Origin of the sequence: Arenibacter amylolyticus, assembly GCF_002150785.1 — a bacterium.
Lineage (GTDB): Bacteria > Bacteroidota > Bacteroidia > Flavobacteriales > Flavobacteriaceae > Arenibacter > Arenibacter amylolyticus.
Genome location: NZ_MTAZ01000085.1, coordinates 1 through 16,925 on the forward strand (window position 1 = coordinate 1; position 16,925 = coordinate 16,925).

11 protein-coding genes are annotated in these 16,925 nt (G+C 43.1%); 10 read left to right on the top strand and 1 reads right to left on the bottom strand.

The annotated features are described in order from the left end of the window. Positions 1–925 precede the first annotated feature (925 nt). From BV214_RS16450 to BV214_RS16490, 9 genes are all read left to right on the top strand, one after another. On the top strand, positions 926–2,434 hold the full coding sequence (locus tag BV214_RS16450; RefSeq protein ID WP_086478587.1) for a sodium:solute symporter family protein: 1,509 nt from the start codon (positions 926–928) through the stop codon (positions 2,432–2,434). 1 nt (position 2,435) lies between these two features. Beyond that, entirely contained in the window at positions 2,436–2,651 is a 216-nt protein-coding gene (locus BV214_RS16700; RefSeq protein ID WP_140157787.1) for a hypothetical protein, read from the top strand. A gap of 9 nt (positions 2,652–2,660) precedes the next feature. Continuing rightward, on the top strand, positions 2,661–2,909 hold the full coding sequence (locus tag BV214_RS16460) for a hypothetical protein (protein WP_086478589.1): 249 nt from the start codon (positions 2,661–2,663) through the stop codon (positions 2,907–2,909). Further along, positions 2,906–5,569 (top strand): glycoside hydrolase family 2 protein, encoded by a 2,664-nt coding sequence (locus tag BV214_RS16465; protein ID WP_086478590.1) that lies wholly within the window; start codon positions 2,906–2,908, stop codon positions 5,567–5,569. The genes BV214_RS16460 and BV214_RS16465 overlap by 4 nt, the downstream gene beginning before the upstream one ends. Beyond that, complete coding sequence (locus BV214_RS16470; protein WP_086478591.1) at positions 5,532–6,818, top strand: DegT/DnrJ/EryC1/StrS family aminotransferase; 1,287 nt, start codon at positions 5,532–5,534, stop codon at positions 6,816–6,818. Before BV214_RS16465 ends, BV214_RS16470 begins: the two co-directional genes overlap by 38 nt. Before the next feature lie 29 nt (positions 6,819–6,847). Next, entirely contained in the window at positions 6,848–7,852 is a 1,005-nt protein-coding gene (locus tag BV214_RS16475) for a Gfo/Idh/MocA family protein (RefSeq protein ID WP_086478592.1), read from the top strand. Between the two features lie 26 nt (positions 7,853–7,878). Continuing rightward, complete coding sequence (locus tag BV214_RS16480) at positions 7,879–8,517, top strand: HAD family hydrolase (RefSeq protein WP_086478593.1); 639 nt, start codon at positions 7,879–7,881, stop codon at positions 8,515–8,517. A gap of 312 nt (positions 8,518–8,829) precedes the next feature. Then, positions 8,830–12,243 carry a SusC/RagA family TonB-linked outer membrane protein gene (locus tag BV214_RS16485; RefSeq protein ID WP_217868870.1) on the top strand — a complete coding sequence of 1,138 codons (3,414 nt, stop codon included), beginning with the start codon at positions 8,830–8,832 and terminating at the stop codon, positions 12,241–12,243. Positions 12,244–12,276: 33 nt separating this feature from the next. Next, complete coding sequence (locus tag BV214_RS16490) at positions 12,277–13,974, top strand: SusD/RagB family nutrient-binding outer membrane lipoprotein (protein WP_086478594.1); 1,698 nt, start codon at positions 12,277–12,279, stop codon at positions 13,972–13,974. A 102-nt stretch (positions 13,975–14,076) separates the two neighbouring features. On the opposite strand, the gene upp is transcribed toward BV214_RS16490, so the two are convergent. Beyond that, positions 14,077–14,730, bottom strand: coding sequence for a uracil phosphoribosyltransferase (upp, locus tag BV214_RS16495; RefSeq protein WP_086478595.1), 654 nt, complete (start codon positions 14,728–14,730; stop codon positions 14,077–14,079). Positions 14,731–15,245: 515 nt separating this feature from the next. Between upp and BV214_RS16500 the strand changes: the two genes are divergently transcribed. Then, on the top strand, positions 15,246–16,634 hold the full coding sequence (locus BV214_RS16500) for an NAD(P)-binding domain-containing protein (RefSeq protein WP_086478596.1): 1,389 nt from the start codon (positions 15,246–15,248) through the stop codon (positions 16,632–16,634). Positions 16,635–16,925: the final 291 nt, after the last annotated feature.

The following is a 16,925-nucleotide window of genomic DNA, read 5'->3' on the forward strand; positions in this document are numbered from 1 at the left end:
AGAGAAGAAACCGGGAATCAAATTTGAAAAAGAGCAAAATCAAAATGGACAATTAGCATTATTTTGCTAAATGCTTATCCCGAACTCAGGTTATAAAGCTTTTGAGCGCTTAAGAGGGCAACCCATGGAGGCTTATCGGCATTAGGCGCCATGGATCTCTCCGTTAAACATAAACTACAAGGTCCCCAAACCTTGCAGGGTGATCCTTTTAATTGCAACATGGCTGACTGGAAAAGACCAATAAACGCAGGCAAGGGATTAATTGAGCTTCATTAAATAATTGGTTTTTGAATAGCCCCCAGATGTATCCGGGGGTTAAAATTGTTGCCAAAAATGGGCCTTAGCCCAACTCAAATACTCTAGGAGCTATTTCCTTTCATCGACATAGTACCCTACGCCCCTTTTCATGATCCTATACACTAGCAGAAATAACACCTTCCAATGGGATGGTAGCAGCGCCCAGAATTCCCCGTTTACATTTTCTCTCATGCAAAGGGAGGGTAAGAAATACAACCTTTCCATTCCATGGCCTACAATAATATTACCTCAATTTACCCCTAAATAGCCTATAAAATACCACTCTGGGGTAATATCTAATGCGTATTGAGTAATATATACTAAGGATTTCCTGTTTTATATATTTTTCTTTGTTAGGGAGCTTCGTGAAATTTATTTCCAAGCGGATACCAATCAAAGGTAAAATGAAGACCAGCTACCTCTGAGATCAGGGGTATATAGTGGGTAATTTTCACCCTGCTCCAACTAAATAACGCCAGACTGCTATACGGTAGTACCAACATTACAAGGTTTTTATTTACTCCCAGATCTAAATTGAACTTAACCAAGGAATAGGCAATGTACAACACGCTATTTTATAGGTGTAAGCTTGTTTCACTTAGGTTGGCAATCTAAATACAGGAAAGATATGTTAACAGGAATCGATTATTTTATTGTGATTTCCTACATCGTGGGGATGTTGTTATTGGGCTTGTATTTCAAAAAATTCGTCCACAATTCCAAGGATTATTTTCTGGGCGGTAAGAGCATGCCGTTTTGGGCTATAGCAATGTCCATTGTGGTCTCCGATATTGGCGCTTTGGATTTTGTTGGAGTTTCTGGTCAGGCCTATCGCTACGGGGTTTCCGTAGGAAATTTTGACTGGGTAGGCTCTGTGCCGGCTATGTTATTGGCGGCTTTTATTTTCATCCCCTATTTCTGGCGAGGGGGCATGTATACCATCCCGGAATATTTGGGTAGGCGATATAATCAGAAAGTAAGGACCATAGCTGCCGTAACCTGGATTGTGTTTTTCGCGTTAAATCTAGGCGTGCTCTTCTGGGCCAGTGCGGTCTTGCTAAATGTCTTAATGGGATGGCCTATTTGGATCTCTATCCTTGCTACGGCCGGGGTGGTGGGACTCTACACCTATTTTGGGGGGATTACCGCAGTGATCATGACCGACGTGGTACAGATGATCATCATGTTTATTGGCGGATTCGCCCTAGTTTTTCTAAGCTTATACGAAGTTGGTGGCTGGGATAATATGGTAGATAAAATTGCAGCCATGGGTCCGGAATACCAACGTCATTTCGATATCATCCAACCCTCAGATACCAAATCGCCCTTCCCGTGGACGGGCATTTTGTTTGGACTCACCTTTGTGATGGCCAACGCATATATGATTGGTAACCAATCTATTGTGCAGCGTTGCCTTACCGCTAAAAATGAATGGCATGCCAAAGCAAGTATGATCTTTGGCTCAGCACTAAAAATGTTTATTCCCTTTTTGGTACTCTTTCCAGGGCTAATGGCCGTTGTAGTGCATCCAGATCTAGCAGATGGCGATCAGGCGCTGCCTATGATGATAAAATCTATCCTTCCCCCTGGACTCGTAGGGCTCATGTTTGCCGCATTTTTCGCAGGCCTAATGTCTAGTGTAGATTCCTTACTCAACTCAACCGCCACCCTCTTTACCAAGGATATCTATGAAACTTTTATCAAAAAAGGAGCTTCTGACCGCCACTATCTAAAAGTAGGACAGTTCACTACCCTGTCCTTGTTGGTGATAGGGGTAGCCACATCCCCCATTAGCAGTGATTTCCCCGGTATCTACGTGGCCATACAAACCTTTATGTCCTATTTTCAAGGGCCCTTGTTCGCCATTCTTTTGCTGGGAATCTTTTGGAAACGCACTACCCAATGGGGCGGACTTACCGCATTGGTGGTCGGAATTGGTTTTGCTGTGTTCCTAAACGTTTTTAAAGATCGGTTTTTTACCATAGAAGATCCCTTCCTATATATTTCATGGTGGTCCTTTTTATTGGGCTTCCTTGTAAATATAACGGTAAGCCTTGTAACCAAACGCCATTCGGAAGTTCAATTGGAGGGCTTGGTGTTTAACCCTAAAATCCTAACTAGTAAAAAAGCCCAATAATATGTTCAATTTCGATTGGTTGTCCGGTATTTCCCAAGAAACTGCTAAAATGATATTCCTCTCCTTGTATGCTTTTATTGGATTCTTGGTGCTTCTGTTGCCCAGAGAGTATGTGTACGTAGGGATAAAAAAAGAGGACAGACGTTGGTATCACAATCTTAAACTGTGGTCGCTTTGCGTGCTGTTTATTTTGTCGTTTATCTATTATCTGTTTTAAACTTTTATTATGAATGAAATGGAACAAAAAGGAAAATTCAAAGAAGCCCAGATAAACAATGCTTTAGGGATGTTTATACTGGTTTTTGGCATAATAATACTATTCGGCATGCTCTATACAGAAACCTTTGTGCAGCATATGACCGATTTAGTTGCTGGAGCACTGTTAATCCTAATTGGTGGAGGAATGGTGTGGCGGGCTAGAAAAAGGCTTAGCAAACTAAGGAATAGAATAAACAGGGGGAAGGAGAAACAATGAGGGGAAGAGATAAGCTAGAATTAAGAGACCATTGGTTCCTTCAGAGTTCGGAGAAGGTGACGGCTACAGGGGAAGAATTATCTACCACCCCATCTAGTTTAAGTGGGTGGATTCCCTGTAAAGTGCCTTCAACGGTATTGGGTGCCATGGTAGAAAATGGCTTGGTTGGCGACCCTTATTTTGGGGAGAATTTAAAAGCGATCTCTGCCGAGCAGTTTAAAGTTTCCTGGTGGTATGTTACCCATTTTCAATTAGAAGGGGAAGAGGCCAACGGCTTTGCTCAGCTGAGGTTCCACGGTATTAACTACAAGGCCAATGTTTGGTTAAATGGGCAGTTAATTGCAGATACAAAAACAATCGATGGTGCCTTTAGAATCACCTCTTTTAATGTGAGCGATTTTCTGTTGACAGAAAGAAATGTCCTTGCGGTGGAGGTGATTCCTCCCCAACCAGGGGATTTTAGCACGGGCTTTGTAGATTGGAATCCGGCGCCTCCCGATGGAAATATGGGAATATTTAGGACGGTTGGCCTTCACTTTCACCGCGGGGGGCTTCTAGATAAACCTTTCGTAAAGTCCAAGGTAAATAAAAAGACACTACAAGAAGCCGCCCTAACTATTTCCGTAGAAGTACATAATTTTTTAGATACTACTTTTTCAGGAAACCTAGTGGTAAAAGTTGCTGGGGTTTCCCTAGAGAAAAAGATTAGCATTCCGCCCTATAGCAAGGAACTGATAATGATGGAAGGGGAGGAATATCCCCAATTAAACCTTAAAAACCCCAAACTATGGTGGCCTGTAGGGATGGGAGAAGCAGTTTTGCACTCGTTAGAAATGACCCTTTTTAAGGGGGAAGCTATTTCCGATACGGAAAGTATACGCTTTGGAATCCGGGAAGTGGAAGATTATTGGCTGAACGATATTCACCGCGGATTTAAGGTTAATGGCAAGAAAGTATTGATAAAGGGAGCTGGCTGGACAGATGATATGCTGTTGATGGATACCCATGAAAGTTTGGAGGCCCAAGTGAAGTACGTTAAACACATGAACCTTAACTGTATCCGCTTGGAGGGAATTTGGGGCAAAGACCATAAATTATACGATCTATGCGACGAGCATGGAATTCTGTTGATGGTAGGTTGGAGCTGTCATTGGGAGCACGAAATACATTTGGGAGTACCCGTGAATGAGCGCTTTGGAGGCGTGTACAAGTCAGAGGATATAGCACATATTGCCCAGGCTTGGGAAAATCAGGTGATTTGGTTGCGTAACCATCCCAGTATCTTTGTATGGACGGTAGCCAGCGATAAGGTGCCTATTGCGGAATTGGAACAGCGGTATGTGGAAACTTTTGCCAAGTACGACCCTAGTAGGCCCTACTTAAATAGCACCGGGGGGGTGGGTAGCGATCAACATGTTGTTGGATCTGAGGACGTTATTAGTGAAATTAGTGGTTCTTCCGGGGTGAAAATGTTGGGTCCCTATGCCTATACCGCTCCTATCTATTGGTTTACAGATACCCGGTTTGGGGGTGCGTACGGTTTTAATACGGAAACAGGCCCTGGAGCCCAGCCGCCCCAATTGGAAAGTTTAAAGAAGATGTTGCCCAAAGATCAATTATGGCCCATCAATAGGGTGTGGGATTATCACTGTGGCCGGTACGAGTTTTCCGACCTAAGTAGATTTACTAAGGCAATGGACCAACGCTACGGTCCCCCAAATTCCCTGTGGGAATTCGATAAAAAAGCACAAGCCATGAACTACGAGTTGATGCGTCCCATGTTGGAAGCCTTTCAAGTGTATAAAGAAAAGTGCACGGGAGTAATTCAATGGATGTTAAATGCTGCCTGGCCCAAAATGTACTGGCAGTTGTACGATTATTACCTAAATCCCACTGCAGCCTTTTACGCCACTAAAAAAGCCTGCTCCCCGCTCCATCTCATATATAATTATGGGGATAAGCAGATATATGCTGTAAACGATTATTTATATCCCATAGAAAATCTGCAGGCCCGTATAAGGGTGTTTTTCATCAATTCTGAAGTTCTTTTGGATGAAAGCGTTTCTTTTAAGCTAGGCAAAGATACTTCGGCCGCCATTTTTAATCTGGGGGAGCTGAGGGGAATGTCTACCACCTATTTTGTAGATCTGCGATTATACGATAGGGAGCTTAAGGAAGTGTCCAATAATTTTTATTGGCTCTCTACCAGGGAGGAGGTGTTGGATTATGAGGCAGATTTGGGCGACTTTGCCTTTCATACCCCAAGTGCGGAATATGCAGATCTCACATTGTTGAACGACCTACCTAGGACCCAGGTATCGGTAACCCATCATGTGATGCAAGAAGGAACCAATCAGCGCTTGCGAGTCCACCTAAAGAATAAGGGAAATCATATCGCCTATCTAATCAACCTAAAAGTAAAAAATAAGGCAACCGGTAAACTACTACTCCCCATCTTCTGGGAAGATAACTTTATAAACCTGCTCCCTGGGGAAGAGAGGGAACTCACCGCTTCTTATTCATTTTCCGCAGAAACAGATTTAAAAGTGGAGGGGTGGAATATAGCGTCGAGTAAGGAAAATCCCAAAGGGCATACATCAACGTTGAAATCGACCTTAAAAAATGAAAAAACTAGCAATACATGGCGGGGCTCCCTCTAGAGATGTTACTAATAATCCTTGGCCAACATGGCCGGTATGGGGCCAGGAGGAGGAAAATGCCCTTTTAGAGGTACTCCATAGCGGGGTGTGGTCCTATAATGGACCTAAGGAAACTGAATTTAACCGACTTTTTGCAGCGTTTACTGGGGTAAATCATGCTATTTGTACGGTAAATGGTACCGTCACCATGCAAATAGCCCTAGAGGCTCTAGGGGTTGGCCTGGGAGATGAGGTGATTGTACCCGGACTTACCTGGCAAGCTACAGCTGCAACGGTATTGGACGTAAATGCCATCCCTATTTTGGTAGATGTTAGTGAAGAAAATTGGTGTATTGATCCTACAGAAATTGAGAAAGCCATCACCCCTAAAACAAAAGCGATTATTCCCGTTCATTTATATGGGGCCTTTGCCGATATGGACGCAATAATGACCCTGGCCAAGAAACATAGTTTATATGTAATAGAGGACTGTGCCCACAAGCATGGTGGAGAGTGGAAGGGTAAAAAAGCGGGAAGTATTGGGCATATTGGGAGTTTTAGTTATCAGCTTTCCAAACATCTTACCGCCGGGGAAGGAGGATCCGTCACCACCAATGATCCCGTGTTGGCCGAAAGAATGGATGCCCTAAGAAATTGTGGGCGTAGACCAGAAACAACCATAACAGAAGGGATGGATAAAGGTGCGGGGGAATATGGAGACGATGATGGTAACTTTATACAGTCTGGGAACCTGCGGATAACAGAGTTTCAGGCCGCTATACTGATAGAAGGATTAAAACGGTTGCCACAGCAGAATGCTCTTAGGGATGCCAATGGGGAGTATTTAAACAAATTACTATCCCATATTCCAGGAGTTTCCCCAATTATTAGAGACCAAAGGGAAACCCAAAAGGCCTATTTTAATTTTGCATTTCGCTATCATAAAAAAGAGTTTAAGGGTTTACCTATAGATAAGTTTAGAAGTGCCTTGCAAGCAGAATTAGGGATTGTGGTAGATGCCAGTTACGAACCCCTAAACAACTGTTCCCTCTATGTGCCACTTACCAAACCGGCCAGGCACAAGTTAAACGATGCCTATTGGAAAGCCATTGACCCAAAGCGATTTTCCTTGCCCGTTTGTGAGCGGATATTTAAGGAAGAATCGGTTTGCATGCACCACAAAGTGTTGATGGGGAGCAAGGATGATATGGATCTGATCGCTAGGGCCATTCAGAAAATATATGCCCATGCTGGGGAGTTATTAGAATAAGGAAAATAGCCAATCTGTGAACTTATAAAATGGATACTATAAAGATGGCCCTTATAGGGACGGGTTTTATTGCAGACTATCACGCACGTGGATTACAAACCTTAGCGGGGGTAGAAATGGTGGCTGTAGTTTCAAAAAACATAGGCAATGCCAAAAAATTTGCTGCGAAATATGGAATCAAAAAAGCCTATGATACAATCACCGAGGTGGCGGAGGACACCACTATAGATGCGGTAATCATCAGTACGCCCAATAAGTTTCATGCGCCTTACGCCCTGAAATTTTTGGAAAAGGGGAAGGATGTTTTTATTGAGAAGCCCATGGCAATGAACGCTGCAGAATGCAGAGAAATAAGGGAGGTGGCCAATAAAGAACAGCAATTGGTGATGGTAGGGCATATGTGGCGTTTTGATAGGGATGCCCAATACATTAGGGAAACTGTAGCCTCTGGGGTGTTGGGAAAAATCTTTAAAACCAAAGGTTATGGAATTCATGAGAACTGGGGACCTTCCGGTTGGTTTGTAAATAAGGAACTGGCCGGTGGCGGTGCTTTGGCAGATATGGGAGTACATGCTATTGATACGGTAAGGTATCTGTTAGGAGACCCCAAACCCGTTCAAGTGTATGCCCGCATTTCCACACAGTTTGGGAATTATGAGGTAGATGATACCGGGATTTTAATAATCACCTGGGACAACGGGTCCGAAAGTATTATTGAAAGTGGTTGGTGGCACCCTCATAAGGAGGGGCCAGAGGCCAGTACCGGGTTATATGGAACCAAGGGGTATGCCAACCTTTTTCCTACCTTCCTAAAAACTCCCAAAGATGAGGGGTTTGAAACAATCGTTCCACAGCTACCAGAGCGAACAGAACACTGTGATCAGTCCATTTATACCCGGCAGATGGAGCATTTTGTCAACTGTATAAAGAGGAGGGAAACCCCAGTTCCCGGAATAGAGGAAGGACAAGTGGTACTCACCATCGTAGATGCGGCCTACCAATCGGCCAAAACAGGGGAAAGCGTCACTCTATAGCGGTGCTAAAAACGTTACAATGAACTATGGATAAGTGGAGGAAATCTACAAAGAATATCATTTTCGACTTGGACGGAACCCTGTGGGATCCCCTTGAAATGAGCGTGAAAGCCTGGCATAAGGCCTTAGGGGATAATCCGTGTATACAAGCACCCATAACAGAAGAAGAAATAAAGGGAATACTGGGGATGCAACATAATTTGGTGGGTGCTAGTTTGTTTCCCTATTTAACAGAGGTTCAGCAGCAAGTAGTAATGCAAAGCTGTTATGCGGCAGAAGTAGAAAGAATTAAAGCGTTTGGAGCCATACTCTATCCGCAGTTGGAAGAAACCCTCGCCTATTTAGTCAGAAACTACCAATTGTATATCGTTAGTAATTGCCAGGCAGGATATATAGAAGCCTTTTATGAATATCACGGGTTGGAATCCTATTTTTTAGATTGTGAATGTTCCGGGAATACCGGCAAATCCAAAGCAGAAAATATTGAGATGCTCCTTAAAAGAAATAATCTTGAAAACGCAATTTATATAGGAGATACCCAAGGGGATTACGAGGCAGCCTTGGCAAATGAACTTCCCTTTGTTTTTGCCGAGTATGGATTTGGACAGGTACCCGAGGCCCACTACATCTTGAAAAATATCGCAGGATTAAAAAAGTTGTTGTAAAAGGAGGTTTTCTACCTACCGCTTAATCAAAACAATTATTCAAGGGAGGTAAATTGGGTGGGAATTATGATTTATACTACTCCTCATACTCTTTTATTTAGAGATTATTTTTCCCGAATTCAAGGTCGTCAGAAGTATGGAAATGAAGGAATAGGTTAATAAGATATTGACGAAAATATCCCAAATTTTTATCATAAAGATAAAGATGGTTAAGATTTACTATATAATTAATAAAATGTAATGCAGTATAGTGCTTTTTATGGGGTAGATTTGTTAGGGGAATGATTAACCAAACCGTTAAAAACATACAACATGGAAAAACAATATGTAAAGATCTTATTACTGCTGCTGTTGGGCATGAAGACTACCATCATGTTGGGACAGCAAGAAGTAAAGGGAGTTATTAGTAGTGAAACGGGAGAATTGCTCCCAGGGGTTTCCGTGGTAGTAAAGGGAACCACTACGGGGGTAACCTCAGATTTTGATGGTAACTACAGTATCACGGTGCCTGGGGAGAATACGGTACTTCAATTCTCGTACTTGGGGATGCAAACCCGTGAGATAACCGTAGGAAATCGGACCATTATCAATGTTACGATGGCAACTTCCTCGGAAAAACTGGATGAGGTGGTAGTAACGGCATTGGGAATTTCTAGGGAGAAGAAATCCTTGGGGTACGCGGTAAGCGAAGTCAGTGGCGATGCCATAGACAATGTACCGCAAGAGAATGCCTTAAACGCCCTATCCGGGAAGGTGTCCGGGGTGGCAATTAACTCTACCGGTGGGCCAGGCTCTACGGTAAATATTAATATTAGGGGCGCCTCCTCACTTTCTAGTGACAACCAACCACTATTTGTGATTGACGGTGCGCCAGTAATCAGTTCCGTAAATAATATTGGCGGGGTAGGCCGTGATAATAGGGCCGATTTCGGGAATGCTATTTCAGATATAAATGCCGATGATATAGCAAGCATGACCGTATTGAAAGGGGCAAGTGCTGCAGCACTTTACGGGTCTAGGGCTGCAAATGGCGTCATATTGATAACTACTAAAAAAGGAAAAGCTAAAAAGGGCTTGGGGGTAACCATAAACTCCAGTACCGTTTTTGACATCCCCTATCGTTACCTAGACACGCACAGAAGGTTTGCCGCCGGGTCTAGACCCTATACCGAAGATAATTTTCCATCTAATTCGTACGGGGCTATTATTGTCGGGGAAACCTCCTCGGCTTGGGCCGGTCCGGCATTGGATCAAGGGGTGAAAGCCATTCATTGGCCCTATACCCAGGAAGAAATAAATAGCGGGGTGCCAGTGCCAAGAGAGTTGAAATCCTACAACAATGCCCCTAACTTTTTCAATACCGCAATAACCACTACCAACAATGTGGCCATCCAGGATAATACGGAAAGGATAAACTATAGATTGTCCTATACCAATATGGAGCACAAAGGGTTTATCCCTAATTCCGATCTCAGTAGGAATAGCATCAACTTAAATTCGGCATTAAACCTAAATGATAGAATAAAGATCAGTTCTAGCCTCAACTATACGAAATCCGGTGCCGATAATAGGCCGGCATCTAATCGCGGCGCCAATCCCATGCAAGCCCTTTATGAAACGGCACCCCATATAGATGTGCGTCAGATGAAAGATTATTGGTTGCCCGGCTATGAGGGATTCCGACAAAATTCTCCCTATGCCTTTGGGGACGACCCTACCGATACCGAATGGAATAACCCTTATTTCTTGGCCCATGAGGTGAATAACGGATTTGAAAGAAACCGCTTTTATGGGAATGCTAGGGGAGATTGGCAACTTACAGACGAGTTTTCCGCTATGGTTCGCTATAATTATGATGAAATAAAGGAGGTGCGCGAAACCAAAATGTCCAAGGGATATACCCAGGATATCAATGGGGCTTATGGTATAACCAATATCCTAAACAATGAGACCAATATAGATTTCTTACTTACCTATGCAAAGGATTACGATAATTGGGATTTCTCTGCATCGGTAGGGGGAAATAAACGGACCGCCAGTTCCATGAGCGTTACCAATTCTACCAAGAACAGAGGATCTGGATTATTGGCGCCGGGTCTCTTTACCCTTTCTAATATTGCCCCGGACAACCTAAACTATAGTTCTTTTAAGAGTGAGCGGCAGGTAAATAGCCTGTACGGACTGTTAAGTATAGGATATAAAGACATCCTATATATAGATGCTACGGGAAGGAACGACTGGTCTAGTACCCTGCCAGATAGCAATAACTCCTATTTCTATCCGTCCATATCTTCCAGTTTACTATTGCAAAATGCGTTGGATTTGGGTAATAAGGTTTCCTTGATAAAATTAAGGGCAGGTTATGCCGAGGTAGGAAACGATACTAGTCCCTACAATTTGCAACCGGTACTGAACAGTGGCGACTCCTGGGGCAATGCTTCATTACTATCGGTTCCTGGAACCCTTTTAAATCCAGATCTAAAATCGGAGTCCCAAAGCTCTTGGGAGGTGGGTACGGACGTGGCCTTATTTGGAAATCGCCTGCGAATGGATTTCACCTATTACGAAAGCAAGAATAGGGATCAGATATTTCCTGTTAGTACGCCCATTGCCTCGGGATATGGTTCTAGGTTTATAAATGCAGGTTTGCTCACCAGTAATGGGGTAGAAGCCGGATTGGGCGGAACCATAATTTCCAATACCGATTGGCATTGGGATATGGGCTTTGTCTTCAGTAGAAACCGTACCAAGGTAATAGAGCTGGCAGAGGGCATGAACTCTATAACCCTATGGACCGACGCCAAAGGAGGTGCCATCACCTGGCTGGGCGAAGAAATAGGAAATATTATTGACCGTGCCATGGTGCGGGTAGATGATCCCAATTCACCTTACCACGGTTGGCCAATTATTGACGATTCTGGTTTTGAAGACAGTGATAGAACACTGGAGGATGCCGATGGCAATAGGGTGGCTCCCATTATAGGAAACTTTAATCCAGATTTTAATCTGGGGATGACCACTTCGGCCTCCTATAAAAATTGGTCCATCACCATGAATTTTGATTGGCGTAAAGGCGGACAGTTTGTTTCGCAGACCCACCGGTATGGGGAGTCCGATATGCATACCCAGCGATGGTTAAATAAGTTGCACAATTTTAATGACGTTGGTGACCTGCCTACCTTTCTTAAGAATAATGCCGATAAGTACCTGTCGGAAGACGGAGAGTTTTATGTGCTGGTAGGAGGGCCCACGGCAGCGGAAGGAGGTTTTCCGGTTACCGAAGGAGGGATTACCCTGAACGATGGTGTTTTTATGCCCGGGGTACAGGGAGATTATGACGATAATGGAAACTTTGTGGCTGTCGCTGAAAACCTAGGAGGACCCGGTACAGTGTATACAAGATACCAAGACCATTACGGTTGGGACTTTACTAGGACGGCTACCTTTGATGCCGATTTTGTAAAACTGCGAGAGATAGCCATTACCTATACCGTGCCCAGCAAAACCATTAGTCGCATAGGATTACATAACCTCGCCATTTCCTTATATAGTCGTAATATAATTTTATGGACCAAAGCAGATATCGGGATAGATCCAGAAATGGCATTTCAGGCAGAATCCTCTACCCAAGGTCGTAGTGGTATCCAATTTAAGCAAGGTATAGAACGCTTTAATGTGAGTCCGTGGGCCATTCCCGTTGGCTTTAAACTCAATGTAGGCTTTTAAGAAAAGGCTGTTAATAATTAATACGATAAAATTATGAGCACTTACAACAAACTATATAAATTAATATTGGTCTTGTGCATCTTGTCTGCCTCCTCTTGCGACCAAGATATCACCGATCTAAACACCAATCCCAATGGGGTAAACCTTTCCGAGGCAAATCCAAGTTTCTTATTGACCGATGTAATGGTGAAAACCGCTATGGATGTTGGGAATAAAGGCTATAGCGATCCCTTATCGGCTTATGTGCAGTATACGCAGAAGGACTCTTGGGGCACTAATGATTACGATTGGCCAGGGAGTGGTTGGGAAAACTATTACAGTAATTTACGTACCGCTAAGCTGGCGCTGGAACGAGCACAGGAACTGGAGTTTAAATTTCACGAAGCAGTAGCGACCATACTAATCGCACATAATTTTGCCCTGCTTGCAGATTTCTATGGGGATATCCCTTATACCGAAGCCCTAGAAGGGGATGGAGAGGTATTGTTGCCAAAATACGACCCACAAGAGATGGTATATAAAGGGGTCATTGCAGATTTTGAGGCAGCTTCAGAAATGCTTTCCGCAAACGCAGGAAACTTGGAGGTCTTTAGCGCTACTCAAGATATTTTTTTCCAAGGGGATGCTCAAAAATGGATAAAATATGCCAATTCCTTGGCGCTAAGATACTATATGCGATTGTCCGAAAAAGATCCAGGTTTCGCCGGTGCAGGGGTACAGGCCACCCTATCCAAACCCTTGATAGATAGCGTGGAGGAAGAGTGTGCTGTTCCCTATTTAGGAACCGGTCCAGGGGATTCCCAGCCTAGTAACGGGCTGCAGGGTACCCCTTCCAATTTTACTAGGGTGAAACCATGTACCACCTTTACCTATAAGTTGAGGGAGTTAAACGACCCTAGAAGGAATATTTGGTTCGATGCGGTGGAAATCCCCATCAAGGTAGTACCCGCCTCGGAAGTGCCTGGTGGAGGAGACGATGTGGTGGTAGATGGAGTGAGGTATATTAATGAAGACATATTGCCACCAAATAACCTCAAGATATTTGATCCAAATACTTGGTATGCAGATCGGGAGGCAGGGCTTAGTTTAATTGATACCAATAGCGTTTATGTGGGAATTCCTGTGTCCTATCAAGGATCGGAACCCTATACCTATAACTTAAACCCAAATCCCGTACAGGGAGGTGGAAATCCACATGTATCCCTAATGAACCCAATGTTTAATGCCGTAAGTGGACCTCATTTAAAAGCCAGGGTATTCTCGTATGCAGAGCTCTGTTTCCTTAGAGCAGAGGCTGCTTTAAAAGGGTGGGGCTCGGATGCGGAAGGTAATTATAACAAAGGGGTGGAAGCTTCCTTGGAAACTTGGGGAATAGGAGATCAATTTTCTGCTTATATAGATAATGATGGGGTGGCCTTTGATGGTACCTTGGAACAAGTTATGGAGCAAAAATGGATTGCGAACTTTAGTTCGGCCTCGGAGGCCTATTTGGATTGGAGACGAACCGGATTACCAGATCTACGCCCAGGACCTTTCGCAAAATCTACTGTAATCCCAGTGCGATTTGTTTATCCGGCATCAAACAGTACCCTAAATAGGGATAATTATTATTCAGCCCTAAACAGTTTGGAAACCACCTCCCATACAGACGATGTTCCTGGGTATATAGAAAACGATACTCCTTGGTCTAAGCCTTGGATATTACAAGGCGTTTCCAAACCATGGAATTAATTTGGCTTTTTTTTGTTTTGTTTGAGTTAGTTAGTTTTATAAAATACCCGGGTAGACCGGGTATTTTTGTGTTTTTAAGGGAAAGCAGTTGTGCCCACCTACTTATAATTTACTACCATAAGAGAGGTCGCCCGCATCTCCAAGCCCGGGAACAATATATCCCCTACTGTTCAAAGCTTCATCAACGGCTGCGATCCATAAATGGGTGTCTGCTGGGAATACCTGTTCTACGTGGGCAATCCCTTCCTCAGAACCTATGACAGACACCAAGTGTATCTGTTTCGGGGTACCGTACTCCTTTAAAGACATAAGAACATTTTCTAATGTCCGCCCCGTGGCTAACATGGGATCTACCAAAACCAAAGTTTTGTCCGTTAAGGAAGGTGTTGCAAAATACTCTACCCGTACTTCAAACGCATCCCCATCGTTGGGGTGATGCCTATAAGCCGATATAAAACCATTTTCGGCCTGGTCAAAATAATTTAGCATTCCTTGATGCAAGGGGAATCCAGCCCGTAGAATGGAACACAAAACCAAATCATTGTTGGGGAGGTTCATCTCCTTGTTTCCCAGTGGAGTAGAGATTAGCTCTTGCTGGTAGTCTAAGGTTTTACTCAGCTCATAACTCAGAATTTCTCCAATTCGCTCTATATTTCTTCTAAAGCGCATGGCATCCTTTTGGATATCTACATCCCTTAATTCTGCAACAAACTTATTGATCAATGAATTGCCTTCCCCTAAACGATGAATGATCATATACTGTAATTTTGGACCAAAAATACAACTTTATACTATGGATTAAATCCCACGTGCCCTGTTTTGTAAAGGCCATGTCCTTGCAAGACAAAAATAACCATATTCGCCTCTAAAATATAGCATATACTTCCTTTCATGACTAAAAGACACTAGTGGGTAAGTGTAAGTGCCTGATGGTCAGTGCCTGAAAATCTATTTTGCCTAATTGTCAGGATTTTTGTAAGTTCGCAGTTGCAAAATTTAAAAGGGTGCTACATATTAGGTGGCTTAAAACACCTAATAATCCCTTACTATTATTTTTTGGATTGCATTTTACGGCAGCATAGAGGCCAAGAGCCTGGTTTAAATATAAACAAGGCCTCTACCACCCAATAATTCCGATTTGGGTGCCAGCAAGAGAATAAAGAGAACAGCACAATGCTAGGTTAATTAATTCATCCCTTCCAATGAGGGGATGAGGATTGCTATGGGCTGTTGTGAACGATGCTTTTGAAACTAAAACTAATGATTGAAATATGAATATGAGAATTGGAATTATTGGCGCCGGACCTAGTGGTTTGGCGCAATTAAGGGCATTTGATTCCCTAAGAAAAAAAGGAATTGAAACCCCTGAAGTAGTTTGTTTTGAAAAGCAAAGTGACTGGGGAGGATTGTGGAACTATACTTGGCGTACAGGCGTTGGAAAGTATGGGGAGCCAGTTCACGGCAGTATGTACAAATACCTTTGGTCTAACGGTCCTAAAGAATGTCTGGAGTTTTCAGATTACACTTTTGATGAGCATTTTGGACAGCCTATCTCTTCTTATCCGCCAAGACCCGTATTGTTCGATTATATAGAAGGAAGAGTAAAGAAAAGCGGACTCCGCGAACACATTCGGTTTAATACCGCTGCAAGATGGGTATCCTACAACGAGGAAACGCAACAGTTCTCGGTGGTGGTGGACGACCTGGTAAATGATAGGACCTATACCGAGATTTTCGACTACCTGGTAGTGGCCAGTGGTCATTATTCTACGCCCAATATGCCTTACTATGAAGGCTTGGAAAACTTCCCTGGTGCCGTTATGCATGCGCACGATTTTAGGGGAGCAGATCAATTTAAAGATCAGAATATCCTGCTAGTAGGAAGTAGCTACTCCGCAGAGGATATTGGTGTACAATGTTATAAGCACGGTGCCAAGTCCGTAACCCTTACTTACCGCACAAACCCCATTGGGGTAAGTTGGCCAGAGGGAATTAAAGAAGTACCCTTGCTCAAAAATTTTGAAGGTGACATCGCCCATTTCAGTGATGGAAGTAAAGAAAGATATGATGCTGTTATAATGTGTACCGGTTATCAGCACAAATTCCCTTACTTGCCAGACGAATTGCGATTGAAAACACATAACTGTCTATACCCAGACCACCTTTATAAGGGAGTTTTCTTTAACGATCTTCCTAAACTGATCTATCTGGGAATGCAAGATCAGTATTATACATTTAATATGTTTGATGCCCAGGCTTGGGTAGCCAGGGATGTTATGATGGGCAATATCACACTCCCTGAAAAATCGGAGCGTACAAAGGATATGGAAAAGTGGCTAGATAGAGATCGCGCCAACGAAACGCACGATGATGAAATAGACTTCCAGACAGACTATATTAGAGAGCTTATAAATATGACCGATTATCCAGAATTTGATTTGGATACCGTAGCAGCTCATTTTAAGAAGTGGTTAAGAGACAAGGAGGACGATATCCTAGGATACCGCGATGTAACCTTTAGATCTGTTATGACGGGAACTATGGCCGAAAATCACCATACGAACTGGATAGATGAAATGGATGATAGTTTTGAAAGGTATTTTTCCGAGTCGTTAAGACAGGAAAGAGCCTCCGAAAGAGAAGTCTTGATGCAAAGATAATTGTACTATCCATCCACAAACGCCTTAAGACATTAAACTGCTTTTAGGGCGTTTTTTTATGGCTTAATTGCTACTTAAAATTTTTAAATACCTGCATGGTGGCATTAGGGAGAAGGATTTCTTGATGCCCACTGCTAATAGAATATGGAAATTATCTCATTACCATTTGAAAGGATTTGGTGAGCTAACTTGTACTCAAAATAATTTATAATAATTATTAATGAATTGTGATCTACAGTTTTTGCAACAATAGCGTCCTAAACGTTTAAAAAAGGAAGGGAGTTTTGTAAC